26 protein-coding genes are annotated in these 25,974 nt (G+C 57.0%); 16 read left to right on the top strand and 10 right to left on the bottom strand.

All coding sequences use genetic code 11. The features are described from left to right. Window positions 1-28 precede the first annotated feature (28 nt). The 6 genes from aroB (at window position 29) to trpS (ending at window position 5,861) form a co-directional block, all read left to right on the top strand. The gene (gene aroB / locus AC2FAJ_RS22220; protein ID WP_041911921.1) at window positions 29-1,117 is read left to right on the top strand and encodes a 3-dehydroquinate synthase; all 1,089 of its coding nucleotides are present in this window, start codon (window positions 29-31) and stop codon (window positions 1,115-1,117) included. A 92-nt stretch (window positions 1,118-1,209) separates the two neighbouring features. Continuing rightward, window positions 1,210-2,511 (top strand): cell division protein DamX, encoded by a 1,302-nt coding sequence (gene damX, locus AC2FAJ_RS22215; protein ID WP_309257586.1) that lies wholly within the window; start codon window positions 1,210-1,212, stop codon window positions 2,509-2,511. Between the two features lie 67 nt (window positions 2,512-2,578). Beyond that, the gene (gene dam / locus AC2FAJ_RS22210; protein WP_028014659.1) at window positions 2,579-3,391 is read left to right on the top strand and encodes an adenine-specific DNA-methyltransferase; all 813 of its coding nucleotides are present in this window, start codon (window positions 2,579-2,581) and stop codon (window positions 3,389-3,391) included. A gap of 41 nt (window positions 3,392-3,432) precedes the next feature. Next, window positions 3,433-4,110 (top strand): ribulose-phosphate 3-epimerase, encoded by a 678-nt coding sequence (rpe, locus tag AC2FAJ_RS22205; protein WP_023333698.1) that lies wholly within the window; start codon window positions 3,433-3,435, stop codon window positions 4,108-4,110. Beyond that, window positions 4,103-4,864 carry a phosphoglycolate phosphatase gene (gph, locus tag AC2FAJ_RS22200; RefSeq protein ID WP_041911923.1) on the top strand — a complete coding sequence of 254 codons (762 nt, stop codon included), beginning with the start codon at window positions 4,103-4,105 and terminating at the stop codon, window positions 4,862-4,864. The genes rpe and gph overlap by 8 nt, the downstream gene beginning before the upstream one ends. Continuing rightward, entirely contained in the window at window positions 4,857-5,861 is a 1,005-nt protein-coding gene (gene trpS, locus AC2FAJ_RS22195) for a tryptophan--tRNA ligase (protein ID WP_041911924.1), read from the top strand. Before gph ends, trpS begins: the two co-directional genes overlap by 8 nt. A gap of 72 nt (window positions 5,862-5,933) precedes the next feature. Here trpS and AC2FAJ_RS22190 read toward each other — a convergent pair whose 3' ends face one another. The 5 genes from AC2FAJ_RS22190 to tsgA all read right to left on the bottom strand — a co-directional run bounded on the left by AC2FAJ_RS22190 (window position 5,934) and on the right by tsgA (window position 12,069). After that, complete coding sequence (locus AC2FAJ_RS22190; protein ID WP_008503029.1) at window positions 5,934-6,104, bottom strand: YhfL family protein; 171 nt, start codon at window positions 6,102-6,104, stop codon at window positions 5,934-5,936. Between the two features lie 144 nt (window positions 6,105-6,248). After that, entirely contained in the window at window positions 6,249-7,622 is a 1,374-nt protein-coding gene (gene cysG / locus AC2FAJ_RS22185) for a siroheme synthase CysG (protein WP_028014655.1), read from the bottom strand. 135 nt (window positions 7,623-7,757) lie between these two features. Further along, complete coding sequence (nirD, locus tag AC2FAJ_RS22180) at window positions 7,758-8,084, bottom strand: nitrite reductase small subunit NirD (RefSeq protein ID WP_045259347.1); 327 nt, start codon at window positions 8,082-8,084, stop codon at window positions 7,758-7,760. After that, on the bottom strand, window positions 8,081-10,624 hold the full coding sequence (gene nirB / locus AC2FAJ_RS22175; protein WP_041911927.1) for a nitrite reductase large subunit NirB: 2,544 nt from the start codon (window positions 10,622-10,624) through the stop codon (window positions 8,081-8,083). Before nirB ends, nirD begins: the two co-directional genes overlap by 4 nt. Window positions 10,625-10,884: 260 nt before the next feature. Continuing rightward, a complete protein-coding gene (gene tsgA / locus AC2FAJ_RS22170) occupies window positions 10,885-12,069 on the bottom strand; it encodes an MFS transporter TsgA (RefSeq protein WP_045630315.1) in 1,185 nt (394 codons plus the stop codon). A gap of 278 nt (window positions 12,070-12,347) precedes the next feature. On the opposite strand from tsgA, the gene ppiA reads away from it, so the two are divergent. The 4 genes from ppiA to argD all read left to right on the top strand — a co-directional run bounded on the left by ppiA (window position 12,348) and on the right by argD (window position 15,513). Further along, window positions 12,348-12,920 carry a peptidylprolyl isomerase A gene (gene ppiA / locus AC2FAJ_RS22165; RefSeq protein WP_032644556.1) on the top strand — a complete coding sequence of 191 codons (573 nt, stop codon included), beginning with the start codon at window positions 12,348-12,350 and terminating at the stop codon, window positions 12,918-12,920. Between the two features lie 107 nt (window positions 12,921-13,027). Further along, window positions 13,028-13,612 carry a putative adenosine monophosphate-protein transferase Fic gene (locus AC2FAJ_RS22160; protein WP_126345929.1) on the top strand — a complete coding sequence of 195 codons (585 nt, stop codon included), beginning with the start codon at window positions 13,028-13,030 and terminating at the stop codon, window positions 13,610-13,612. Between the two features lie 30 nt (window positions 13,613-13,642). Further along, window positions 13,643-14,206, top strand: coding sequence for an aminodeoxychorismate synthase component 2 (pabA, locus tag AC2FAJ_RS22155; RefSeq protein ID WP_485454528.1), 564 nt, complete (start codon window positions 13,643-13,645; stop codon window positions 14,204-14,206). Between the two features lie 86 nt (window positions 14,207-14,292). Further along, the gene (gene argD, locus AC2FAJ_RS22150; protein WP_485454527.1) at window positions 14,293-15,513 is read left to right on the top strand and encodes a bifunctional acetylornithine/succinyldiaminopimelate transaminase; all 1,221 of its coding nucleotides are present in this window, start codon (window positions 14,293-14,295) and stop codon (window positions 15,511-15,513) included. On the opposite strand, the gene AC2FAJ_RS22145 is transcribed toward argD, so the two are convergent. Next, window positions 15,510-17,597: a YccS/YhfK family putative transporter gene (locus AC2FAJ_RS22145; RefSeq protein ID WP_485454531.1), complete on the bottom strand. Its 2,088-nt coding sequence runs from the start codon at window positions 17,595-17,597 to the stop codon at window positions 15,510-15,512. The two genes, argD and AC2FAJ_RS22145, sit on opposite strands and share 4 nt — an antisense overlap. A gap of 57 nt (window positions 17,598-17,654) precedes the next feature. Further along, on the bottom strand, window positions 17,655-18,287 hold the full coding sequence (crp, locus tag AC2FAJ_RS22140; protein WP_000242758.1) for a cAMP-activated global transcriptional regulator CRP: 633 nt from the start codon (window positions 18,285-18,287) through the stop codon (window positions 17,655-17,657). A gap of 311 nt (window positions 18,288-18,598) precedes the next feature. Here crp and AC2FAJ_RS22135 point away from each other — a divergent pair, with 311 nt between their 5' ends. After that, window positions 18,599-19,003, top strand: a complete 405-nt coding sequence (locus AC2FAJ_RS22135) for an OsmC family protein (protein ID WP_008503018.1) — start codon at window positions 18,599-18,601, stop codon at window positions 19,001-19,003. A gap of 66 nt (window positions 19,004-19,069) precedes the next feature. Here AC2FAJ_RS22135 and AC2FAJ_RS22130 read toward each other — a convergent pair whose 3' ends face one another. From AC2FAJ_RS22130 to AC2FAJ_RS22120, 3 genes are read right to left on the bottom strand one after another with little or no spacing between them, the layout of a single operon-like run. Next, window positions 19,070-19,939: a phosphoribulokinase gene (locus tag AC2FAJ_RS22130; protein ID WP_028014646.1), complete on the bottom strand. Its 870-nt coding sequence runs from the start codon at window positions 19,937-19,939 to the stop codon at window positions 19,070-19,072. Window positions 19,940-19,969: 30 nt separating this feature from the next. Beyond that, the gene (locus tag AC2FAJ_RS22125) at window positions 19,970-20,188 is read right to left on the bottom strand and encodes a YheU family protein (protein ID WP_013099053.1); all 219 of its coding nucleotides are present in this window, start codon (window positions 20,186-20,188) and stop codon (window positions 19,970-19,972) included. Next, window positions 20,188-21,207: a hydrolase gene (locus tag AC2FAJ_RS22120; RefSeq protein WP_485454526.1), complete on the bottom strand. Its 1,020-nt coding sequence runs from the start codon at window positions 21,205-21,207 to the stop codon at window positions 20,188-20,190. Before AC2FAJ_RS22120 ends, AC2FAJ_RS22125 begins: the two co-directional genes overlap by 1 nt. Window positions 21,208-21,435: 228 nt before the next feature. Between AC2FAJ_RS22120 and mdcA the strand changes: the two genes are divergently transcribed. The 5 genes from mdcA to mdcE are packed head-to-tail and all read left to right on the top strand — an operon-like array spanning window position 21,436 to window position 25,883. Beyond that, a complete protein-coding gene (gene mdcA / locus AC2FAJ_RS22115; RefSeq protein WP_485454525.1) occupies window positions 21,436-23,091 on the top strand; it encodes a malonate decarboxylase subunit alpha in 1,656 nt (551 codons plus the stop codon). Further along, entirely contained in the window at window positions 23,091-23,948 is an 858-nt protein-coding gene (locus AC2FAJ_RS22110; RefSeq protein WP_485454524.1) for a triphosphoribosyl-dephospho-CoA synthase, read from the top strand. Before mdcA ends, AC2FAJ_RS22110 begins: the two co-directional genes overlap by 1 nt. A gap of 9 nt (window positions 23,949-23,957) precedes the next feature. Next, on the top strand, window positions 23,958-24,257 hold the full coding sequence (mdcC, locus tag AC2FAJ_RS22105) for a malonate decarboxylase acyl carrier protein (RefSeq protein WP_015571419.1): 300 nt from the start codon (window positions 23,958-23,960) through the stop codon (window positions 24,255-24,257). Next, on the top strand, window positions 24,250-25,083 hold the full coding sequence (locus AC2FAJ_RS22100) for a biotin-independent malonate decarboxylase subunit beta (protein WP_485454523.1): 834 nt from the start codon (window positions 24,250-24,252) through the stop codon (window positions 25,081-25,083). Before mdcC ends, AC2FAJ_RS22100 begins: the two co-directional genes overlap by 8 nt. Beyond that, the gene (gene mdcE, locus AC2FAJ_RS22095) at window positions 25,083-25,883 is read left to right on the top strand and encodes a biotin-independent malonate decarboxylase subunit gamma (protein ID WP_047362599.1); all 801 of its coding nucleotides are present in this window, start codon (window positions 25,083-25,085) and stop codon (window positions 25,881-25,883) included. The genes AC2FAJ_RS22100 and mdcE overlap by 1 nt, the downstream gene beginning before the upstream one ends. The last annotated feature ends 91 nt before the right edge of the window (window positions 25,884-25,974 follow it).

Here is a 25,974-nt window from a genome sequence, read left to right as displayed (position 1 = left end):
TAAAAGCATTAAAGGTGGATGTCGCGTCATGGAGAGGATTACAGTTACTCTCGGGGAACGTAGTTACCCTATCACCATCGCGGCTGGTTTGTTTAACGACCCAGCTTCCTTTTTACCACTAAAAGCGGGTGATCAGGCGATGCTGGTCACCAATGAGACGCTGGCTCCGCTTTATCTCGACCGCGTGCGCCACCTGCTTGAGCAGGCAGGCGTAAAAGTCGACAGTGTGATTCTGCCCGATGGCGAGCAGTATAAAAGCCTGACGGTACTCGATACCGTCTTTACCGCATTGCTGCAAAAACCGCACGGTCGCGATACAACACTGCTTGCCCTGGGCGGCGGTGTTGTGGGCGATCTGACCGGCTTTGCGGCCGCAAGCTATCAGCGTGGCGTCCGTTTTATTCAAATCCCGACCACGTTGCTGTCTCAGGTCGACTCCTCTGTCGGTGGCAAAACGGCAGTCAACCATCCCCTCGGCAAAAACATGATTGGCGCGTTCTACCAGCCTGCGTCGGTGGTGGTGGATCTCGACTGCCTGAAAACCCTGCCGAAACGCGAGCTGGCCTCTGGCCTGGCTGAAGTGATCAAATACGGCATTATTCTGGATGGCGAGTTCTTTAACTGGCTTGAAGAGAATATGGATGCGCTGCTGCGCCTGGATGAGGCGAAACTGGCATACTGCATTCGTCGTTGTTGTGAGCTGAAAGCAGAAGTTGTCGCGGCAGACGAGCGTGAAACCGGCTTACGTGCTTTACTGAATCTTGGGCATACGTTTGGCCACGCCATTGAAGCCGAAATGGGTTACGGCAACTGGCTGCACGGTGAAGCCGTCGCGGCTGGCATGGTCATGGCAGCCCGCACCTCTGAACGTCTTGGGCAGTTTAAACCGGAAGAGACGGCACGTATCATTGCGCTACTTGAACGTGCAGGTTTGCCGGTAACCGGGCCGCAGGAGATGTCGGCGCAGGCGTATTTACCCCACATGATGCGCGATAAAAAAGTATTGGCAGGTGAGATGCGTCTTGTACTCCCGCTTGCAATAGGGAAGAGTGAAGTGCGCGGCGGAGTGTCGCACGATGTCGTTCTTGGCGCCATTGCTGATTGCCAGCAGGCGTAACAACTAGAAAGGTCAGGCCACTGTTATCGGTGGTCGTTTAGCTTCAGGCGAAATGCAAAGACGTAGGCATAAGCCTTTGAGTGGGGTGTTAAATGGATGAATTCAAACCAGAAGACGAGCTGAAACCCGATCCCAGCGATCGTCGTACTGGTCGTTCTCGTCAATCTTCAGAACGTGATAACGAGCCGCAGATCAACTTTGACGATGTTGATCTGGATGCAGACGATCGTCGCCCTTCGCGCAGCCGCAACGCGCGTGATGAGCGAGAAGAAGAGGATTATGAGTCCGAAGAAGATTCAATGGACGAACAGCCTGTAGAGCGTCGCCCGCGTAAACGTAAAAAAGCCGCTGCGCAGAAACCGGCCTCCCGTCAGTACATCATGATGGGACTTGGCGTTCTGGTGCTTGTGCTGCTGATTGTTGGCATTGGTTCCGCGCTGAAAGCACCGTCCACCAACTCAACCGAACAAACCGCCTCCGCAGAGAAGAGCATCAACCTCTCCGGTAATGATGCGACGGATCAGGCGAATGGTGCACAGCCAGCGCCGGGCACCACTTCCGCTGAGCAGACTGCCAGCAACACAACGACGCCGCAGGATGTTTCTCTGCCGCCCGTTTCATCAACGCCTGCTCAGGGCCAGGCACCTGTCACGCCCGAAGGCCAGCAGCGTGTTGAAGTTCAGGGAGACCTGAACAATGCGCTGATGCAGCCGCAAAACCAGCAGCAGGTTGATAACGTTGTGGTTAACTCTACGCTGCCAACTGAACCTGCAACCGTCGCGCCGATCCACGGTGCTACCGCGCAGCCGCAGACGGCAGCAACGGAAACTAAACCGCGCCAGACGCAAACTGCGACGCGTCCTGAACGTAAGCAGGCGGTCATTGAGCCTAAGCGTGAAACCAAGCCTCAGGTCGTGGTAAAAGCGCCTGAAGTGAAAGCCGCACCGGCACAGCCGAAACGCACTGAAACGGCTGCCGTGAGCGAGCCGGCCAAAGCGCCAGTCACGCAGACTGCGCCGAAAGCGACGGCAACCACAACGGCACCTGCTGCCACCGCTGCGCCTGCCGCAACGGCGACGGCTTCCAGTGCTGCAGCAGGTAAAACAGCTGGCAACGTCGGTTCGCTGAAATCTGCACCGTCCAGCAACTACACGCTGCAGTTGAGCAGTTCGTCTAACTATGACAACCTCAACGGCTGGGCGAAGAAATCGAATCTGAAAAACTACGTGGTTTATCAGACAACCCGTAACGGACAGCCGTGGTACGTGCTGGTGAGCGGTGTGTATGCTTCCAAAGATGAAGCGAAGCGCGCCGTGGCGACACTGCCAGCAGACGTTCAGGCGAAAAACCCGTGGGCGAAGCCGATTCATCAGGTGCAGGCCGATCTGAAGTAATGTTTAAAGCGCAGGATGCTGTCGGAGCTTTCTCCACAGCCGGAGAAGGTGTAATCAGTTAGTCAGCATGAAAAAAAATCGCGCTTTTCTGAAATGGGCAGGGGGGAAATACCCCCTGCTCGATGATATTAAAAAGCACCTGCCAAAAGGCGAGTGTCTTATCGAGCCCTTCGTGGGTGCGGGATCGGTGTTCCTGAACACCGATTTTTCTCGTTATATCCTGGCGGATATCAACAGCGACCTTATCAGCCTCTATAACATCGTTAAGCTGCGTACAGATGAGTATGTGGAAGAGGCGCGCAAGCTGTTTACGCCAGAGAACAACAGCCCTGACGTTTACTATCAGTTCCGCACGGAATTTAATCAGAGCCAGGATCCGTTCCGCCGCGCGCTGCTGTTCCTTTACCTCAACCGTCATGGTTACAACGGCCTGTGCCGGTATAATTTGCGCGGCGAATTTAACGTGCCGTTTGGTCGTTATAAGCGCCCGTACTTCCCGCAGGACGAGCTATATCATTTTGCGAAGAAAGCGCAGAATGCAGAGTTCCACTGCCTCTCCTATGAAGAGTGCATGGAACTGGCAGGCGTAAACTCGGTGGTCTACTGCGATCCGCCTTATGCGCCGCTGTCTGCGACGGCGAACTTCACCGCCTACCACACCAATAGCTTCAGCCCGGCCGAACAGGCCCGCTTGGCGGAGATGGCGGAAAAACTGGTCAGCAAAAGAATTCCGGTTTTAATTTCAAATCACGATACCCCTGATACGCGCGAATGGTACAAAGCCGCGAAGCATTTTCAGGTTAAGGTGCGGCGTAGCATTAGCAGCAACGGCGGCACACGTAAAAAGGTGGACGAACTCCTGGCTCTTTATCGCCCCTGAGCCGTTTTGCCCGCCGGTAAACACATTTCAAGGAGATGCGGATGAAACAGTTTTTGATTGCCCCCTCAATTCTGTCGGCCGATTTTGCCCGCCTGGGTGAAGACACGGCGGAAGCTCTCGCAGCTGGCGCAGATGTCGTCCATTTCGACGTTATGGATAACCACTACGTTCCCAATCTGACCATCGGTCCGATGGTGCTCAAGGCCCTGCGTAACTACGGCATTACCGCACCGATTGACGTTCACCTGATGGTGAAGCCTGTCGACCGCATCGTGCCTGACTTCGCCGCAGCGGGCGCCAGCATTATCACTTTCCATCCGGAAGCCTCCGAGCACGTTGACCGCACGCTGCAGCTGATCAAAGAGAACGGCTGTAAGGCGGGGCTGGTGTTTAACCCGGCAACACCGTTGAGCTATCTCGATTACGTGATGGACAAGCTGGACGTGATTTTGCTGATGTCCGTCAACCCGGGTTTTGGCGGCCAGTCGTTCATCCCTCACACGCTGGATAAGCTGCGCGAAGTGCGCCGTCGCATTGACGAGTCTGGCTATGATATTCGTCTGGAAGTGGACGGCGGTGTGAAAGTGAATAATATTGGCGAAATTGCGGCAGCGGGCGCGGATATGTTCGTTGCAGGTTCGGCAATTTTCGACCAACCGGATTACAAAAAAGTCATTGATGAAATGCGCCGCGAGCTGGCGAAGGTAAGTCATGGATAAATTGCAGGCAATTCGGGGTGTGGCATTCGACCTCGACGGCACGCTGGTGGACAGCGCGCCGGGCTTAACGAGCGCCGTCGATCAGGCGCTGTATGCACTGGAACTGCCCGTTGCGGGCGAAGATCGTGTGATTACGTGGATTGGCAACGGTGCCGATGTCCTGATGGAGCGCGCGCTGACGTGGGCTCGTCAGGAACGCGCGTCGCAGCGTTCCGCGCAGGGGAAACCAAGCGTCGATCATGCCGATATCCCGCAGGATGAGCAGCTGCGTATTCTGCGCAAGCTGTTCGATCGTTTCTACGAAGAGGCCGTCGAGGAGGGGAGCTTCCTGTTCCCGGACGTCCAGGAAACCCTGAGCGCGCTGCACGCAAAAGGCATCCCGCTGGGACTGGTGACCAACAAGCCGACGCCGTTTGTTGCGCCGCTGCTGGAAGCGCTCAATATCGCGAAATATTTTTCCGTGATTGTAGGCGGGGATGACGTGCAGAACAAAAAGCCGCATCCGGAACCGCTGTTGCTGGTGGCAGGAAAATTATCCTTAACGCCTGCGGAGCTGCTCTTTGTCGGGGATTCGCGTAATGATATTCTGGCTGCCCGAGCGGCGGGGTGTCCTTCCGTCGGTTTAACCTATGGCTACAACTACGGTGAGGCCATTACGCTGAGTGAGCCGGATGTTGTGTTCGACCACTTCAAAGATTTGTTGCCCGCACTCGGGCTTTCGCACAGTGAACATCAGGAATTGAATAATGACTAAGCCCATCGTTTTTAGTGGCGCACAGCCTTCAGGTGAATTGACCATTGGTAACTACATGGGTGCGTTGCGTCAGTGGGTCAGCATGCAGGATGACTACCATTGCATTTACTGCATCGTAGATTTGCACGCTATCACCGCGCGTCAGGATCCTGAGAAGCTGCGCAAAGCCACCCTGGACACCCTGGCCCTCTATCTGGCCTGCGGTATCGATCCTGAAAAGAGCACCATTTTCGTTCAGTCTCACGTGCCGGAGCATGCGCAGCTGGGCTGGGCGCTGAACTGCTATACCTATTTCGGTGAGCTGAGCCGCATGACCCAGTTCAAGGATAAATCTGCCCGTTACTCTGAAAACATCAACGCTGGCCTGTTCGACTATCCGGTGCTGATGGCGGCCGACATCCTGCTGTACCAGACCAACCAGGTGCCGGTGGGTGAAGACCAGAAGCAGCACCTGGAGCTGAGCCGTGATATCGCCCAGCGCTTTAACGCGCTTTACGGCGACGTATTCAAAGTGCCAGAGCCGTTTATCCCGAAATCCGGCGCGCGCGTGATGTCGCTGCTGGAGCCAACCAAGAAGATGTCCAAGTCTGACGATAACCGCAACAACGTTATCGGCCTGCTGGAAGATCCGAAATCGGTGGTGAAAAAGCTCAAGCGCGCTGTCACGGACTCCGACGAACCGCCTGTGGTGCGCTACGACGTGCAGAACAAAGCGGGCGTCTCCAACCTGCTGGATATCCTCTCGGGCGTCACTGGCCAGAGCATCCCTGAACTGGAAAAACACTTCGAAGGCAAGATGTACGGCCACCTGAAGGGTGAAGTGGCAGAGGCCGTTTCCGGCATGCTGACCGAACTGCAGGAGCGCTACAATCGCTACCGTAACGACGAAGCCTTCCTGCAGAAGGTGATGAAAGAGGGCGCAGAAAAAGCCAGCGCGCGCGCGTCCGAAACCCTGAAAGCGGTGTACGAGGCGATTGGGTTTGTGGCGAAACCTTAAGCCGCCACCCGACAAATACGGACTCAATAAAAAAACCGGGAAATCCCCGGTTTTTTTACGCCTGAAAAACGCTTACTGCTGTGCCGCCGGGCCGCAACCGCCGATGATCTTCGAAATGGAGATCGCCGGGTGCAGCAGGTAATCGTAGCTGCAGTTATTTTTAGTATTTTGAACGTGACCGGTGCAGGCGGTCAGAGTCGATAACAGGCCAACCAGAACGGCGGCTTTTGCCAGCTTGAACATACGCATTCCTTGTCTAAAAATCTTAAATTGGATGTAACACGAGGGAATAAATGGAAAAGTTCCACTATGCGAGCGGTATGTTATCGACTGGGGTATGAAGGGAGTAGTCCGCTTAAGGACTACTCGAAGGGGGGAGAATATGCGTTAGTGATTCGAGAACCAGTTCAGCTTATCGCGCAGTTCAACCACGCGACCCACCACAATCAGCGCCGGGCTTTCGACCTGCTGCGCCAGTTCACCGAGCTGCGTCAGCGCGCCATTCACCACGCGCTGCTTGATTGACGTCCCGTTTTCCACCAGCGCAACGGGCATATCAGCCTCCATGCCGTGTTCCAGCAGTTTCGCCTGGATGGTGGCGGCCTGGTTCAGCCCCATGTAGAACACCAGCGTCTGCTTTTCAGCGGCCAGGTTATGCCAGTCCAGTTCGCTGCCGGTTTTCAGGTGGCCCGTAACCAGACGCACGCTCTGAGCGTAGTCGCGATGGGTCAACGGAATGCCTGAGTAGGCTGAACAGCCGGACGCCGCCGTTATGCCCGGCACCACGGAGAACGGAATGCCTGCATTGCACAGGGTTTCCAGCTCCTCGCCGCCGCGGCCAAAGATAAACGGATCGCCGCCCTTAAGGCGCACCACGCGTTTTCCCTTTTGCGCTTCACGCAGCAGGATCTGATTAATCTCCTCCTGCGGCACGCAGTGGTAGCCTGCCCGTTTACCGACGAAGACGCGGTCGGCGTCGCGGCGCACCAGGTTCATGATGTCATCGGAGACCAGGCGGTCATACACCACGATATCCGCCTGCTGGATCTGCTGGAGCCCTTTCAGGGTCAGTAAACCCGCATCTCCCGGACCAGCCCCGACCAGCACCACTTCACCTCGGTGATCCAGCGGCTCGCTCAGCAGCTGCTCGGTCGTCTCTTCAACCGCTTTCGCGTCCTGATTCGCCAGCGACTGCGCCAGCCTGTCGTTAACGAAAAATTTCTCCCAGAAGCGACGACGCTCACCCACGGTTGAGAAGGTTTGCTTCACGCGGGAGCGAAGTTGCCCAGCGTAGTGGGCTATCTGGCCGAGATGCTGCGGCAAAATAGCTTCCAGTTTTTCCCGCAGCAGGCGGGCAAGTACGGGCGAGCGGCCGCCGGAAGACACCGCGATCATCAGCGGTGAACGGTCGATAATCGACGGCATGATAAAGCTGGCCTCTTTCGGCGCATCCACCACGTTGCAGAAGATCCGGCGCGCTTCGCAGGCGTCGCTGACGCGCTGGTTCACTTCATCGTCATCCGTCGCGGCAATGGTCAGCCAGCAGGTATCCAGCAGGGACTCATCAAACTCCCCCTGCACCAGCGTGAGCATCCCTTCCTGCGCCCAGACGTCAAACTGCGGAGCGAAGGTGAGGGCATTGACGGTCAGTCGGGCTCCAGCATCCAGCAACAGGCGCGCTTTGCGTTCAGCCACATCGCCGCCGCCCACAAGCAGGCAGTCGCGATGGCGTAATTGACAGAAAATCGGCAGGTGGTCCACGACGTTACCTCACAGCATTCAAGGAGGGGGTAAGAATTGACGTCAGGATAACAGCAGGAATCGTACAGAACATACGGTTTTTCCTGCCGTTACCCATAAGGGGTCATAAGCCTTTCCTATTGGAAAGGCGGAGGTTTACGCTTTGAGCTGCACCTTGCCGTCCTTCACGCGGGCGTCGTAGTGCTTCACGGAGAAGCTTTCATCTTCCATGCAGTGCCCGTCGGTTAAGCGGAAACGCTGCTTTTTCAGCGGGCTGGCGACCCACAGCTCACCCTGGTGTTCAGCAATCAGACCGCGGGAGAGCACGCTGGCCTCAAAGAACGGATCGATATTGCTGATGGCAAAGACCTGTTCATCGTGGCGAGGGCGGAAAATAGCTACCTGCTCGTTACCCAGCAAAGCACAGACGCCGGTTGCTGGCAGAATGTCGTTAATGTTGCAGATGTTTACCCACTGGCTCATGCGTTTTCCTCCACCAGCATCACCGGAATGCGTTCATACGGGGTTGCAGGACGATGCTGTTCGCGCTCCGGCACCACCTGTACGTTCGGGTCGCGCTGGGTGCTGTTGATAAAGTGTTTGAAACGCGTCTGCGCCGCCGGGGTGTTGACGGTTTCGGTCCACTCGCAGATCACCGCCTCGCGCAGGCGAGCCATCTCGGACTCAAGCTGTTCGTTCAGACCCAGCTTGTCGTCAATGATGACCGACTTCAGGTAGTCGATACCGCCTTCGAGATTATCCAGCCAGGACGCGGTACGGGTCAGCTTATCGGCGGTACGAATGTAGAACATCATGAAGCGGTCGAGATACTTGATCAGCGTGTCGCGATCGAGATCCGCCGCCAGCAGATCCGCGTGGCGTGGTTTCATCCCGCCATTGCCGCACACGTACAGGTTCCAGCCTTTCTCGGTGGCGATGATCCCTACGTCTTTACCCTGCGCTTCCGCACATTCACGGGTACAGCCGGAGACGCCGAACTTCATTTTGTGCGGGGTACGGATGCCTTTGTAGCGGTTTTCCAGCTCGACGCCGAATCCCACGCTGTCGCCCACGCCGTAGCGGCACCAGGTGCTGCCCACGCAGGTTTTCGCCATACGCAGCGCTTTGGCATACGCGTGACCGGTTTCGAAGCCCGCTTCAATCAACTGACGCCAGATTTCCGGCAGATCATCCTTCTGCGCGCCAAACAGGCCGATACGCTGGGAACCGGTGATTTTGGTGTACAGATTAAATTCACGGGCGATACGGCCCACGGCGACCAGCCCTTCCGGGGTGATTTCGCCACCAGCGGAACGCGGAATGACGGAGTAAGTACCGTCTTTCTGGATGTTCGCCAGGAAGTTATCGTTGGTGTCCTGCAGCGGCGTGTGTTCTGGTTTGAGCACGTACTCATTCCAGCAGGACGCCAGCAGGGAGCCGACGGTCGGCTTACACACTTCACAACCGTAGCCCTGGCCGTGTTTCTCCAGCAGTTCGTCGAAGGACTTGATGCCTTCCACACGGATCAGGTGATACAGCTCCTGGCGAGAGTAAGCGAAGTGCTCGCAAAGGTTGTTGTTCACTTCGATGCCCTGTTTCGCCAGTTCAGCGTTCAGCACCTGAGTCACCAGTGGAATACAGCCGCCGCAGCCGGTACCGGCTTTGGTTTCGGCCTTCAGCGCCGCAACGGTGTGGCAGCCTTTGTTGATGGCGGAGATCAGCATGCCTTTGGTGACGTCGAAGCAGGAGCAAATCTGCGCGCTGTCAGGCAGTTTATCTACGCCGATAGATGGTTTACCGCTGGAGGCGTGCGCCGGCAGGATCAGCGCGTCCGGGTTTTCCGGCAGCTCAATGGCGTTCAGCACCAGCTGGAGCAGGTTACCGAAGTCGCTGGTATCGCCCACCAGCACCGCACCGAGCAGGGTTTTGTTGTCCTGGCTGACGATAAGGCGTTTGTAGACCTCTTTGCTTTCGTCCAGATAGACGTAGCTGCGGGAGTTCGGGGTGCGGCCATGCGCATCGCCGATACCGCCTACGTCCACGCCCAGCAGCTTCAGCTTGGCGCTCATGTCTGCGCCGGTGAAGGCGTTTTCGCTACCGAGGATATGGTCCACGGCGACCTGCGCCATTTTGTATCCTGGCGCCACCAGACCGTACACGCGGTTATTCCAGCTGGCGCACTCGCCGATGGCGTAGATATCCGGATCGGAGGTCTGGCAGGTATCGTTAATCATGATCCCGCCGCGCTGCGCTACCGCCAGGCCGCACTGAGTGGCGAGCTTATCGCGCGGACGAATACCGGTGGAGAAGACGATGAAGTCCACTTCCAGCTCGCTGCCGTCGGCAAAGCGCATGGTTTTACGCGCCTCTGTGCCTTCCTGCACGATCTCTTTGGTGTTCTTGCTGGTGTGAACCTTCACACCCATGCTTTCGATTTTACGACGCAGCTGGTCGCCGCCCATGTGGTCCAGCTGTTCCGCCATCAGCATCGGGGCAAATTCGATAACGTGGGTTTCAACGCCGAGGTTTTTCAGCGCGCCTGCCGCTTCCAGGCCCAGCAGGCCACCGCCAACAACCGCACCGCGTTTGCTTCGACGTGCGCAGGATTCAATGGCGTTGAGGTCTTCAATGGTACGGTAAACGAAGCAATCCTGGGTTTCCGACCCTTTAATCGGCGGGATCCACGGATACGAGCCAGTTGCCATGATCAGCTTATCGTAAAAAACCGTACGCCCGGCGCTGGAGTGGATCACTTTCTCCTGACGGTTGATGGTGATAGCGCGTTCGCCCACCAGCACTTTTACGCCATGCTTCTCGTAGAAACCTTCGCGCACCAGAGAGAGCTCTTCGGCGGTATGGTGAGAGAAGTAGGAAGACAAGTGCACACGGTCGTACGCCTTGCGGGGTTCTTCACAGAACACGGTAATATCGAACTGGTCAGCATCGGCTTTATCGAGAAGATCCTCAATAAAGCGGTGGCCGACCATGCCGTTACCGATGATAGCGAGTCTGACTTTGCTCATTTTTGCCTCGATTTCTTTTCTATTACTGCCTACCTTAACGATTCAGCAGAGGCACTTATTGATGCAAATCAAATACGCCTTCACCTACCCCTTAGTGGGTATATCTATGATTTGTCAGGTTTTTTATAAGTAACGGATATTGTTTGATTTTTGTGCTTGCTTGTTTTTCGCACAAATTTGACGGGGTTTTTTACGAATCGGCAGTCAGAGCGGGTAAGCAGGTTAAAACCCCTTTGCAGAACGCAAAGGGGTTTTGACGATTAGTGGGTAGTCGTTGCCGTATTGTGCTGGCGGTGACGGGTCACGAAGCCCAGAATGAAACACATGATAAACACCACGGCATACAGACCGTTAGCGGTGTGCAGCGCGGCCAGCGGGCCGCTGTGCGCCACAATCGGGCCCGTGACCACGAAGGTCAGCATGGTGCCGATGGTGCCGCAGGTCAGCACGAAGTTCACCAGCTTTGGCGAAGCCACTTTGGTCTGCAGGGAGCCCAGGGTGATGATTGAGGTGTAAATCGCGCTGGAGAAGAAGCCCAGGGTCAGGATGAACCATGGCATATGCTCCGGGGCACCGTTGATGAACAGATACATCAGCACGGTCGCCAGACCCGCCAGGACGGTCAGAATACGTTGCAGGTCGAAGAAGCGCAGGATGAAGCTAAAGGCCCACATGCCGAACATGTAAGACATCCAGAAATCGCTCACCAGTTTGCCCGCGTCGTTCAGGCTCATCCCCAGACCTTTGGCGTATTCAGGTACCCACGAGATAAAGCCCAACTGACCTAGGATGTAGCACAGGGCGGCAATGGAGAGGAACAACACGCCGATACCCCATTTTTCTTTCGCCACCGGCTCTGAGGTGGCCTGCGCTTTTTTGCCCAGCACCGGGAAGTCACAGCCGAAGGTCAGAATGAAGATCGCGACATAGACCAGACCGATACAGGCGTATACCCAGTACCATTCAATGCTGCGCGCGAGCAGATACGCGGCGACCATCGGGAAAATCATCCCGGCCATGCTGAAGAAGGAGTCGGTAAACAGCAGGCGCGCGCCGCGCTGGCGGCCTTCATACATGTGCGTAATAAGGAACGTACCGATCGACATCGTGATCCCGCTGACAAGGCCCAGCACGAACATGGCGGCGGAGAACAGGGCGATGCTGTGGCCCAACATCAGGCCCGCCACGGCGGCAACCATCAGCACGAAGCCGAAGCGCAGCTGGGTTTTCAGCGGGACGATTTCCATCAGCCAGGCATTCAGGAAGATTGAGATCAGGATCCCCGCGTTGAGGAAGGTGAAGGTGTTACTCATGCTGGAAACGGGCAGCTGGAAGTAGTCTGCGATATTTCCCATCACCATCCCGGTGACGATCACCAACGCGCCGGTCAGGGCGTAGGAGAAGAAGCTTATCCATGTGAGCTTGATGCGATTGCTGTTAGTCATGTCTGGCCTGTTCAGAAAAAGAAAAGCGCCGGTAGGGCGCTGAGAGCGGGCAGATTTTAGTCGCTAAAGTGATCTATTCCTATCTTTTAAGGGAAATGAATATGCCATTGCAGGTTTTAGTGTGATCTAAATCACATTAAATGGCGGTATAACCAATCGTTTGCGCAGTAATAATTGTTTCAATTTCGTAAAATTAGGTAAAAGGCTGGTCTCGGTTCATACTGCTCTTTAGAATCAAGCCATTCGCTTTTTATACTGCGCTTTGTTAAGGAATTCTCATGCTCAAATCAACACTGGCGGCTGTCGCAGCTGTGTTTGCTCTTTCTGCCGTTTCCCCTGCTGCGCTGGCAGCCAAAGGGGACCCTCACGTTCTGCTGACCACCTCTGCCGGGAACATTGAGCTGGAACTAAATAGCCAGAAAGCTCCGGTTTCTGTGAAAAACTTCCTCGACTATGTGAACAGTGGTTTCTATAACAACACCACCTTCCACCGCGTGATCCCTGGCTTCATGATTCAGGGCGGCGGCTTCAACGAGCAGATGCAGCAGAAACAGCCTAACCCACCCATCAAAAACGAAGCGGACAACGGCCTGCTGAACAAGCGCGGCACCATCTCCATGGCGCGCACGGCGGATAAAGACAGCGCCACCAGCCAGTTCTTCCTCAACGTGGCGGATAACGCTTTCCTCGACCACGGCCAGCGCGACTTCGGCTATGCGGTCTTCGGTAAAATTGTGAAAGGGATGGACGTGGCGGACAAAATCTCTCAGGTTCAGACCCACGATGTCGGTCCATACCAGAATGTGCCGTCTAAGCCAGTGGTGATTCTCTCCGCGAAAGTGCTGCCGTAATCGTTCTCCCACACGGGCATATCCTGCCCGTGTCTTTCAGCCCTCCCTGCGAAAGCGCGTTTTGCTGCTTATACTTGTGGCAAACGGACTATTCAGGGAGGCGTTAAGTGAAAAAACTCACCGATAAGCAAAAATCCCGTCTCTGGGAGCAACAGCGTAACGTCAATTTTCAGGCCAGTTGTCTCCTTGAAAAAGGTAATGGTCCTTCAGAGCCCGGCATTGAGACGCTGGAGCTTGGGCCCTCAGCGCCCGGGCTACCGCATCTGTGCCTCATTCATCGCCATCTGTATCACAGAGAGATGAAGCAGGCAGGCGAATTCCGTACCGACGATATTTTTAAGGGTGACATTCCCTTCTGCCATTTTGAGTACATCGAGACGATGGGTAACGAACTGATGGCGGCGCTGGAAAGTGATAAGTATCTTGTGGGTCTTGAAAAAGCGGCGTTTGTTGAAAAAGTGAGCCATTACTACTGTGAAATCAACATGCTGCATCCCTTTATGCGCGGTAATGGCATAGCTCAGCGCGTCTTCTTTGAGCAGCTGGCCATCCACGCGAATTACGCGCTGGACTGGCGGGATATTGATCCCGAGCAGTGGGTGGCGGCGAACCGAAGCGGGGCCACGGGCGATTTGACCGCGCTAAGCGCTATCTTTACCAAAGTAGTGAGCGAAGCGCGGGAATCTGAGTAGAATAGGGCGGCATTTTTTTCGGGAGCCGCCATGATTCTGCTGATTGATAACTACGATTCCTTCACCTGGAACCTTTACCAGTATTTTTGTGAACTGGGTGCAGAGGTGGTTGTCCGCCGCAACGACGAATTCAGCCTGTCTGATATTGAGGCGCTGGCTCCGCAGAAAATTGTCATTTCGCCGGGACCGTGTACGCCGTCGGAATCGGGCATTTCTCTGGACGTTATTCACCACTATGCCGGCAGGCTGCCGATCCTGGGCGTCTGCCTCGGTCATCAGGCGATTGCCCAGGCATTTGGGGCTACCATCGTGCGTGCCGCGAAAGTGATGCACGGCAAAACCTCGCCGGTCACCCACACCGGCACGGGCGTATTTACAGGGCTCAATAACCCGCTAACCGTGACGCGCTACCATTCGCTGGTGATTGACCCACCGACGCTGCCCGACTGCTTTGACGTGACCGCCTGGAGCGATACGCAGGAGATCATGGGGATTCGCCACCGCGAGTGGGATCTCGAAGGCGTGCAGTTCCATCCTGAAAGTATCCTCAGCGAGCAGGGGCACGCCCTGCTGGCAAATTTCCTCAATCGCTGAATATCTGTTGCCTTGTTGTGAGTTTTTATGCATATTTTGTGATTATATTTTCACAATGAATGTGACATAAAATGGATGGGCATGACATGGCAACTGAACAACCAGCAATTACCCGCGCGACATTCGATGAAGTGATTCTGCCGATTTATGCACCGGCTGAGTTTATCCCGGTGAAGGGGAAAGGCAGCCGCGTCTGGGATCAGCATGGCAAGGAGTATGTGGATTTCGCGGGCGGTATTGCGGTCACGGCGCTGGGCCACTGCCATCCTGCGCTGGTGGACGCGCTGAAAACCCAGGGCGAAACCCTGTGGCACACCAGCAACGTGTTCACCAACGAACCTGCGCTGCGCCTGGGTCGCAAGATCATTGATGCCACGTTTGCCGAGCGCGTGCTGTTTATGAACTCCGGCACCGAAGCCAACGAAACCGCCTTTAAGCTGGCGCGCTACTACGCCACCACGCGCCATAGCCCGTACAAAACTAAAATCATCGCCTTCCATAACGCCTTCCACGGACGCTCTTTCTTTACCGTCTCCGTTGGCGGCCAGCCGAAGTATTCCGACGGCTTCGGTCCGAAACCAGCCGACATTGTCCACGTGCCGTTTAACGATCTGCACGCGGTGAAAGCGGTGATGGACGACCACACCTGCGCAGTGGTGGTGGAGCCGATTCAGGGCGAAGGCGGCGTGACCGCGGCAACCCCGGAATTCCTGAAAGGGCTGCGCGAACTGTGCGACGAACATCAGGCGCTACTGGTGTTTGATGAAGTGCAGTGCGGGATGGGGCGTACCGGAGAGCTGTTTGCCTACATGCACTACGGCGTCACGCCGGATATTCTGACCAGCGCCAAAGCGCTCGGCGGCGGTTTTCCGGTGAGTGCGGTACTGACGACCCAGGAGATTGCCTCTGCGTTCCACGTCGGGTCTCACGGCTCGACCTACGGCGGTAACCCGCTGGCGAGCGCCGTGGCAGGTGCCGCGTTCGACATCATCAACACGCCAGAGGTGCTGAACGGCGTTAGCGCGAAGCGCGAGCTGTTTGTGCAGCATCTCCAGCAGATTAACAATAAGTACGACGTATTCAGCGAGATCCGCGGCATGGGGCTGCTGATTGGTGCGGAGCTTACGCCGCAGTACAAAGGCCGCGCGCGCGATTTCCTGCACGCAGCCGCCCACGAAGGGGTGATGGTGCTAAATGCCGGGCCTGACGTGATGCGCTTTGCGCCATCGCTGGTGGTGGAAGATAAGGATATAGAAGACGGGTTAACCCGCTTTGCCGCAGCGGTCGAGAAGATCGTAAAAGGCTAATACTCGGTTCGCTTTAACCGCCGCGTTAACCAAATGCCGTGATGCGGGCGCTGACGCCATGCCACCGACGAAATGGTGTGCATGGTGTTCAGATGTCCCAGCACGCGCTGCAAATGCTGCTCCAGGGTGCTCATCGGGCCGTGGGTCAGCGTCTCCGGTGCCTCCAGAATGTTCGAATCCCCCGACTCGCCCGGCGCGTCATACTCCAGACGTTGCTGACACCGCTGCAGGGCAATTTCACAGGACTGCAAATAGCGCTGCGCCAGATTCGGCGTCAGCATGGTGTGCTCGCGCGCCAGCGTGGTCATGGCGTTAATGTGCTCAACGATAAACTGGCTGTGCGTGACCCACAGCTTCATGTCCGCCAGATAATGCGCGTTAAAGCCCGGCTCCTGCATCGCCTGGTTGAGCGAGTTAAACAGGGCGTTGTGCGCCTGGTTGACCTTCATCCGCTGATACGCCAGCGGGGAAGGCTGCGGATCGTCGCTCAGGATCAGGCGAATGGCCTGCTGGTCGGCCTCCAGCGCGTCGTGGGCGTTCTGCCTCAGCAGCCCGCTCTGCCACTGCGGCCACAGCCAGACCATGCCGCCAAAGGCGATCAGGCAGCCAATCAGCGTGTCGATCAGGCGGGCAACGATGAACTGTTCGCCGTTAAGCGTCAGCAACTGAAGGGTATATACCGCCGTCACCGTAAAGCCCACCATCGCCCAGCCGTAGTTTTTGCGAATGATTAGATAGCTTACCAGGGTGATCGCCAGCATGCCCGCCAGGGTATAGCCCTCGGGCACGTGAAAATGCAGCGTCACGCCCGCAATAATCAGCCCCGCCATCGTGCCGCCTGCCCGGTGCAGAATGCGCACCCGCGTGGCGCCATAGCCGTTCTGGGTAACAAACAGCACGGTCATTAAGATCCAGTACGGTTTCGGCAGGTGGAGCGCCATGCCCATCAGGCTGGCGATACTGAGCATGACGCTAATCCTTGCAGCGTTGCGCAGAGCGGAAGATTTCAGAGACAGGTAGCTTCTCAGCGCCGGCAGCAGCGGCAGACGTTTCTGTTTATCCGCCATCAGGTCACGGGAATAAAGCGGGCGCTGGGTGCGCAGCACACGGGCGATGCGGCTGAAGTGCCAGGCGGCAAACTGGCCGACCGGGTTATCCGGGTGCTGACGGGCGATTTTCTCCAGCGCGCCGAGCTGTTTGTCCATGTTAAAGCGCGTGGGGTAGCGGTGGTAGAGAATATCATCGGCCAGCACCCGCAGGCGCGCGGAGACGGTTTGTGCGTTCCAGCGGATCACCGCTTCGGCATGGCTGCGCTCAACCAGCTTTTGCACCTCCTGCGGGTGGTGAAGGCTAACGGAGATATGCTCCTGAAGATCCAGCCCCACCTGAAAGGTGCGCAACAGCCGTTTATATTCGTGGTTCTTGTTGGCGGCGAGCATATGCAGCTGCTGATAGCACTGGCTTATCAGGTCTACCACCTTTTGCTGGCGCGTCAGCAGCGGCGGTAAGGATTTTTCCGGATCCGTATGCTGGGTGAGCAGGGTGTATTTGGCTTCACAGTAATCCGCAAGCTGCACGTAGAGCAGGCTCAGAGATTCGCGCAGCGGCTGCTCCCGCCACAGCCAGAACCAGAACCAGTTAAACAGCCCGTACCACAGCGTGCCGAGGGCGTAGATCAGCAGCGGCTCCCACACAGGCATATTACCGGCGAGGCTCAGGGTGAAGATGGCCGCAATGAGTGACGCGGGAAGCAGACGGGCATGGAGCGAGCTGATTTCGGCGGTGACGCCGAGGGTCATCGCCAGCACGGTCAGGATCAGCGGCAGGGGAATATCACGAGCCAGCAGAAGCTGCACCGCGAGGCTACAGCCAGCAAACAGCGAGCCGCCAATTATCAGACGTTTGAAAAAGCGTTTATGGGGCGTGTCCAGACCGGCAATGTTGCAGCAGGCGGGGACGAGAGAAAACAGCAGGCCCTGCTGAAGATGTCCCAGGATCAGGCCCACGGCCACGGGAAGACACAGCACCAGCGTTTGTCGTAGTGCGTAGTTAACTTCCGGGTGATAGATCAGCCTGCGCCACATGGGGAAAAGAGACAAAAACGGCGTGACACCTCGCGATGGCACGCCGTTTAGGCAGGATTAACGGGTTCCGTAAACCACGATGGTTTTACCGTGGGCGGAGATCAGGTTTTGATCTTCCAGCATTTTCAGAATACGGCCCACCGTTTCGCGGGAGCAACCGACGATCTGACCGATTTCCTGACGGGTAATTTTAATTTGCATGCCGTCCGGGTGGGTCATCGCGTCTGGCTGTTTCGCCAGGTTCAGCAGAGTCTGCGCAATACGGCCAGTCACGTCCAGGAAGGCGAGGTTACCCACTTTCTCTGACGTCACCTGCAGACGGCGCGCCATCTGGGAAGAAAGACGCATCAGGATGTCAGGGTTAACCTGAATCAGCTGACGGAATTTCTTATAAGAAATTTCAGCCACTTCACATGCTGTCTTTGCACGAACCCAGGCGCTACGTTCCTGGCCTTCTTCAAACAGGCCCAGTTCACCGATAAAATCGCCCTGGTTCAGATAGGAAAGGATCATCTCTTTGCCTTCCTCATCTTTGATCAGCACTGCCACCGAGCCTTTGACGATGTAATACAACGTTTCCGCTTTTTCACCCTGGTGAATCAGCGTGCTCTTCGATGGGTACTTATGAATGTGGCAATGAGACAAGAACCATTCGAGAGTCGGGTCTGTTTGCGGTTTGCCAAGCACCATGCGCTGTTATCCTCTGTTATAAGCTGTCACCAGAGTCATCAGATGCATCCGGACTCTGGGGTTGCAATCGAATTCTTACCCATACCCTGGGAAGTCGGCTGTCGTAACGTTTCGCAGCCAGTAAAGTTTGATGTCCTCTGCATACATGTGTAACGTCAATGTATTACTGTAGCATCCTGAGTGTTTTAGCATAGCTTTTGCCGCGTGTCTCCTGGTGTCTCGCTTCAGCATGATGCAGGTCGCCTTCCATTGCGAGAAATGTAACGCACGCGTAATCTGTCACCAAAAATGCAACGTTGGAGTTAATGAATATGCAAGCGCGCGTGAAGTGGGTTGAAGGTTTAACGTTCCTGGGCGAGTCCGCATCAGGACACCAGATTTTGATGGATGGTAACTCCGGCGATAAAGCTCCAAGCCCAATGGAAATGGTGCTGATGGCGGCAGGCGGATGCAGCGCGATCGACGTGGTGTCGATTCTGCAAAAAGGTCGTCATGACGTGACGGATTGTGAGGTCAAACTCACGTCAGAACGCCGCGAAGAGGCGCCACGCCTGTTCACCCACATTAATCTGCACTTTGTTGTCACCGGGAAAGAACTGAAAGACGCGGCGGTCTCACGCGCGGTGGATCTCTCTGCGGAGAAATACTGCTCTGTGGCGTTAATGCTGGAGAAAGCGGTAAAAATCACCCATTCGTATGAAGTGATCGAGGCTTAATTATTGGGGCATCGTGCGTGTTGATGCCCTCACCCTAACCCTCTCCCACGGGGAGAGGGAACATGTTCACGCGATCTGCTTCCCTTCCATCAGTCGCTCCACCAGCGGCGTCATGATCAGCTCCATTGCAAGCCCCATTTTTCCACCGGGAACCACTAACGTATTCATGTGGGAAATAAACGAGCCCTGCAGCATCGCCAGCAGCCAGGGGTAATCAATGCCTTCAAGATTGCGGAAGTGGATCACCACAAAGCTCTCATCCAGCGACGGGATGCTTTTCGCCGCGAACGGATTGGAAGTGTCCACCGTCGGCACGCGCTGGAAGTTAATGTGCGTGCGGGAGAACTGCGGCGTGAGATAATTGATGTAATCTTCCATGGAGCGCACCACCGAGTCCATTACCGCCTCGCGCGAATGGCCGCGCTCGCTCATGTCGCGCGTCAGCTTCTGGATCCACTCAAGGTTAACAATTGGCACCACCCCCACCAGCAAATCCACGTGGCGCGCCACGTCGTGCTGAGGCGTCACAACGCCGCCGTGTAGCCCTTCGTAAAACAGCACGTCGGTCGGTTCCGGCAGCGGCTGCCAGGGCGTGAACGTGCCGGGGACCTGGTTCCAGGGTACGGCTTCGTCGTAGGTGTGCAGATACTTACGGGACTGCCCGGTACCGCTCTGACCGTATTCGCGGAAGGTTTGCTCCAGCAGGCCGAAATCATTGGCTTCCGGGCCAAAGTAGCTGATGTGTTTACCCAAATCGCGTGCCTTGCGGATCGCCATGTCCATCTCAGGCCGCGTATAGCGGTGAAAGCTGTCGCCTTCGACCTCCGCCGAACGGAGATTCAGCTGGGCGAAAATCTTGCGAAAAGCGAGGCTGGTGGTGGTGGTTCCCGCACCACTCGACCCCGTAACGGCAATAATGGGATGTCTGGCAGACATAGCAACTCCCTGACGGAAAAGGTTGGAAGATCAGCCGTGAAACGCGTTGCGGGGCATGATATTGACCGTCTCATGCAGTTCTGACCACACCAGCACCACGTCGCCGCTTTTCAGCTGGCGTTTTACATCGTTGACCTTTTGCTCAAGCGAACGCTCATGTTCACCATAATCGGTGCCTTCGCGCAAGACAAAGCTTTCAATCAGATTATCGAGCGTTTCGGGAGCCAGATCCTGCCAGGGAATAATCATTATTTACCGTCCAGATATGCCGTTAACCAGTCGGGAATTCGCGTCTCAAGCCACATTTTTGGCCGACGCAGCGTGCCGCTAACAAAGCCGACATGTCCGCCGAATTGGGTGAGCTGATACTCCACGTTGGCCGGCAGATGATCGGGCGCCGGGATCGAGTGATGATCCATAAACGGATCATCTTTGGCGTGGATAATCAGCGTGGGTTTCGTGATTAGATTCAGTAAAGGCATGGCGCTGCACTGACGGTAATAGTCAATCGCATCGGCAAAGCCGTGAATTTTCGAGGTGATCAAATCATCAAACTCGCGCAGGCGCTTCACGCGTTTGAGCTGTTGCAGCGTCACAGGCAGCGTATCCGGATAGGCCTTCAGCTTGCGCGCGGCGTTGGCTTTCAGCAGGTTGAGCAGGTAGCGCTGGTAGACCCGCGAAAACCCCTTTTCCATATGATAGCTGCACTGCTCCAGCATAAATGGCGCAGAGACAATGACCGCCGCATCCAGCGGTACGGCGTCGCTCTCCTTCGCCAGCAGGCAGGCCAGCATATTGCCGCCCAGCGAATACCCCACCGCTGCCGTTGGCGCCTCGCCGAAATTGTCTCTTAGCCAGCGCAGGAACCAGGTGCCGTCCTCGGTTTCACCCGAGTGATAAATACGTTTCTGACGATTAGGCTCGCCGCTGCATCCGCGAAAATGCATCACCACCCCAAGCCAGCCGCGGGCTTTCGCCGCCTCAATGAGACCGTGTGCGTAAGGGCTGTGCAGGCTGCCTTCCAGACCGTGAAACACCACCAGACGGGGTTTATGTCTGGCCCGATCCGGATCTTCGCTCCAGGCGAGATCTAAAAAGTCGCCGTCCGGCAAATCCAGGCGCTGCCAGTGCGGGGTGAACTGCACCTTGCGGCGGATCAGGCGCGGCAGCATGGTTTGCAGGTGGGGGTTAGCCACGCCGCGCATGGGCACGAACTCTGCGCTCTCTTCGGCTGCAATGTCGAAGTCTGATGGAATGATTTGGGTCATAAGGGCGATGCTGATTCTTGTCAGAAATTTACTATACCTTCCGAATTGTACCCCGTTTAGCCCGTTTTTCCGAAGCATGAACTGATCCCGATCACAAATCTTTACCTTGATTATTACTCTCAGGCTAATGATTCCTCTCTACGCTTAATTGATGCCTTTCTCGCCAGAGCGCAGACTTTACTCAACGTTAAGCAAATCAGAATGATGTGCTGAATCAGGAGGTTAATAATGTTATCTGGGCAAACACCCACCCGGCAATGGAACACCCGACGCAGTGAGAAAGCGCGTCGTCTGGCATCCGTACCGGTGCAGGGCAAGGTACTGCCAACCGGCGATCTTGTCGCCATGCTGGAAAAACTGATCGCCCCGGGCGACAAAGTCGTGCTGGAAGGCAACAACCAGAAGCAGGCGGATTTCCTTTCCCGTTCACTGGCGGAAGTAAACCCGCAAATCGTGCACGATCTGCATATGATCATGCCGAGCGTGGGCCGCAGCGAACATCTGGACATCTTTGAGAAAGGCATTGCCCGCAAGCTGGACTTCTCCTTCTCCGGGACGCAAAGCCTGCGTATCTCTCAGCTGCTGGAAGACGGTCAGCTCGAAATCGGTGCGATCCACACCTACATCGAACTCTACTCACGTTTATACGTCGACCTGTCGCCAAACGTGGCGCTGATTGCCGGTTTTAAAGCGGACCGCAAAGGCAACCTCTATACCGGTGCGAGTACCGAAGATACCCCGGCGCTGGTGGAAGCCGCCGCGTTCCACGACGGTATCGTCATCGCACAGGTAAACGAGCTGGTGGACGACGAGTGCGACCTGCCGCGCGTGGATATACCGGGCTCGTGGATTGACTACGTGGTGGTTGCCGACAAGCCGTTCTTTATCGAACCGCTCTTCACCCGCGATCCGCGCCTGATTAAACAGGAACATATCCTGATGGCGATGATGGCGATTAAAGGCATCTACGCTGAACACCAGGTGCAGTCCCTGAACCACGGGATTGGCTTTAACACCGCAGCGATCGAGCTGCTGCTGCCAACCTACGGCGAACAGCTCGGACTCAAAGGCAAAATCTGTAAACACTGGACGCTGAACCCGCATCCAACGCTGATCCCGGCCATCGAAAGCGGCTGGGTGGAGAGCGTCCACTGCTTCGGCGGCGAACTGGGGATGGAAGAGTACATCCGCGCCCGTCCGGACGTGTTCTTTACAGGTGCTGATGGCTCCATGCGTTCTAACCGCGCCTTCTGCCAGCTGGCAGGTCAGTACGCGGTCGATATGTTTATCGGCTCGACGCTACAGGTTGACGGCTACGCCAACTCCTCCACCGTGACCCGCGGTCGTCTTTCCGGCTTCGGCGGTGCGCCAAACATGGGCCACGATCCGCACGGTCGTCGCCACGCCACACCGGCCTGGCTGAACATGATCACCGAGCCTGACCCGATGCAGCGCGGTAAAAAACTGGTTGTGCAGATGGTGGAAACCTTCCAGGCGGGCGTGAAGCCAACCTTCGTGGAAAAACTGGATGCCGTCGACGTCGCGAAAGCCTCCGGTATGCCGCTGGCGCCGGTCATGATTTACGGCGATGACGTCACCCACGTGCTGACGGAAGAGGGGATTGCTTACCTCTACCGGGCGAAAGATCTGGAAGAGCGTCGCGCCATGGTCGCCGCCGTGGCGGGTATCACCGATATCGGTCTGGGCGTTGACGCCAAACGCGTGGCGGAACTGCGCCAGAGCGGAAAGGTTGTGTATCCGGAAGATATGGGTATTCGCCGCACCGACGCCACCCGCTCTCTGCTGGCTGCGGGCAGCGTGGCTGACCTCGTTGAGTGGTCCAGTGGCCTGTATAACCCACCTGCGAAATTCCGGAGCTGGTAATGAAACTTCTGCCCCAGCTCCAGGTTGAAGGCGGTGCCGAATGGCTGGCGCGAACCGCCACGCAGTGTCTGATTGACGAAGCACGTTTAAGCCCGAAGCCCGGTCTGGTGGACAGCCGGGGGAACGGCGCGCACCACGATTTATCGCTTGCGCTGATGGAGCGCTCCGCTCACAGCCTGACCCCCACGTTTCAGGCGCTGGCGCAGCAGAGCTGGCAGCGTCCGGCGGATATTGCCCTCAGGCAAACCGTTGGCCGCCTGGGTCGCGAAGGTGAACGGCAGATGATGGCCGCTACCGACGGCGTGAACACGCACCGTGGCGCGATCTGGGCGCTGGGGTTGCTGGTGAGCGCGGTGGCGATGCTCGGCGGCGATGCCCGGGCGCAGGTCGTCGCGAACACCGCCGCTCAGCTGGCGAAGCTGCCGGATGATGCGGCGCCGAAGGTGTTCAGCAAGGGGTTACGCGCCACGCATCGCTACCGCGTGCCGGGCGCACGTGAAGAGGCGCAGCAGGCGTTTCCGCACGTTATGCAGCGCGCGCTGCCGCAGCTTCGCCGCAGCCGTCTCAACGGCAGCAGCGAAACGCAGGCCAGACTCGACGCGCTGATGGCGATCATGACCTCGCTCACCGATACCTGCGTGCTGTCGCGCGCTGGCATGGAGGGGCTGGACGCCATGCAGAACGGCGCCCGTGCGGTGCTGAACGCCGGAGGATGCGCAGCGCTCGCGGGGCAGCAAGCGCTGGCGCGGTTAGACCGTCAGATGCTGTCGCTCAACGCCTCGCCGGGTGGAGCCGCAGACCTGCTTGCCGCCACGCTGTTTCTTGACCGCGTCGAAACGCCCTATTCAAAGCATTAAGAGGATGTTATGGAAAAAATCACATTGACCGTGCCCGCCAGCCGCGAAGTAAGCGGCAGGGCGCTGGCAGGGGTAGTCGGTTCCGGGGATATGGAGGCGCTTTTCACCGCCGAACCGGGCCAGACCTTAACCATTGATATCACCACTTCAGTAGACAACAGCCGTGGACGCTGGGAGGCATTGTTCAACCGCCTGCAAACCGTCAGCAGCCTGCCCGCAGGCAAGCTGACTATCCACGACTTCGGCGCGACGCCGGGCGTGGCGCGCATTCGTATCGAACAGGTCTTTGAAGGGGTGAACCATGCGTGATGACAGCAGCTTTATCGAATTAAAAGCGCGCCAGCGTGCGCAGGCGCTGCTGGATGACGGCAGCTACCGCGAACTGCTGGATCCCTTTGAAGGCATTATCTCTCCGTGGCTTGGGCCGCAGGGGATTGTTCCGCAGGCCGATGACGGCATGGTCGTCGCGAAAGGCACCATCAATGGCCGGCCTGCGGTGGTGGTGGCGATTGAAGGCACCTTCCAGGGCGGCAGCATGGGCGAAGTATCCGGTGCCAAAATGGCGGCGGCGCTGGAGCTGGCGGCGGAAGATAACCGCAACGGCATTCCGACTCAGGCGGTGCTGTGCCTCGAAACCGGCGGCGTACGTTTGCAGGAAGCCAACCTCGGCCTGGCGGCGATTGCCGATATCCACGCCGCGATCGTTGACCTGCGCCGCTATACCCCGGTCATCGGGATTGTCGCCGGGACCGTGGGCTGCTTCGGCGGGATGTCTATCGCCGCGGCGCTGTGCAGCTACCTGATTGTGACCCGCGAAGCGCGACTCGGCCTCAACGGTCCGCAGGTTATCGAGCAGGAGGCGGGCATTGAAGAGTATGACTCCCGCGACCGTCCGTTTATCTGGAGCATGACCGGCGGCGAAGTGCGCTATGAAAGCGGACTGGTGGACGCGCTGGTGGGCGACGGCGTGAACGCGGTGAAAGCCGCGATGAACGAAGCCATTGCCAAAGGCGTACCGGCGAAACATCGCACCGATAACTACGACGATTACCTGAACCGTCTGACGAATTTCGACACCCGCAAACAGGCCGATGCCGAACAGATTAAAGCGCTTTTTGCCCGGGAGGTGAAATGATGAGTAATTCAAAAAGCCGTGGCGAGATCTGGCTGGAAAATCTCGCCCCGAACGCCAAACATATCGAGGGGCTATGCCCATCCGTCCGGGCGGCAGACGGCGAGCTTAACGGCGAAACGGTGCGCTTTGTCGCCGTGGTGCCGGATGCCAACAACCACTTCCCGCGCGCGGCGAAAGGGGAAGTCGGTCTGCTGGAAGGCTGGTGGCTTGCGAAAGTGGTCAGTGAAACCGTCGCGGCGGATGCTGACAAACCCGTGAAGCGCCCGATTGTGGCGGTGATCGACGTCCCAAGCCAGGCCTATGGCCGACGCGAAGAGGCGTTTGGTATTCACCAGGCGCTGGCCGGTGCGGCAGCAGCCTATGCAAATGCCCGCCTGGCCGGTCACCCGGTGATTGGCCTGATCGTCGGCAAGGCGATGTCCGGCGCGTTCCTGGCGCACGGCTACCAGGCTAACCGCCTGATCGCCTTTAACGACAAAGGCGTGCTGATCCACGCGATGGGCAAAGAGTCTGCGGCGCGCATCACGCTGCGTACCGTCGACGCGCTGGAAAAACTGGCGGCGACCATTCCGCCAATGGCCTACGACATCAGCAACTACGCCACGCTGGGGCTGCTCTCTAACCTGCTGGATATCAGCAACCCGGATGCCCCCTCCGATAACGATCTGACGCTGGTGAAATCCACCCTGCAACAGGCCATCAGTGACGCTCGTCAGGACACTACGTTGAAAAACCGTCTGGGTGCTGACAATCGCCGCAGCTCGGCGCTCGTACGTGAACGTATGCGAGCCAGCTGGTAAGTAAAAAGAGACCTGCCAGATGCATCACCCCGTGGGCGCGCCCGCTGCGTCCACGCGGGAACCTGCATCCTGAAAATAATAAACATCGCGC

It is taken from the genome of Enterobacter cloacae complex sp. 385G4, from assembly GCF_057320665.1.
Note: the sequence above shows the minus strand (reverse complement) of the source record. Positions and strands in the feature narration are given on the sequence as shown.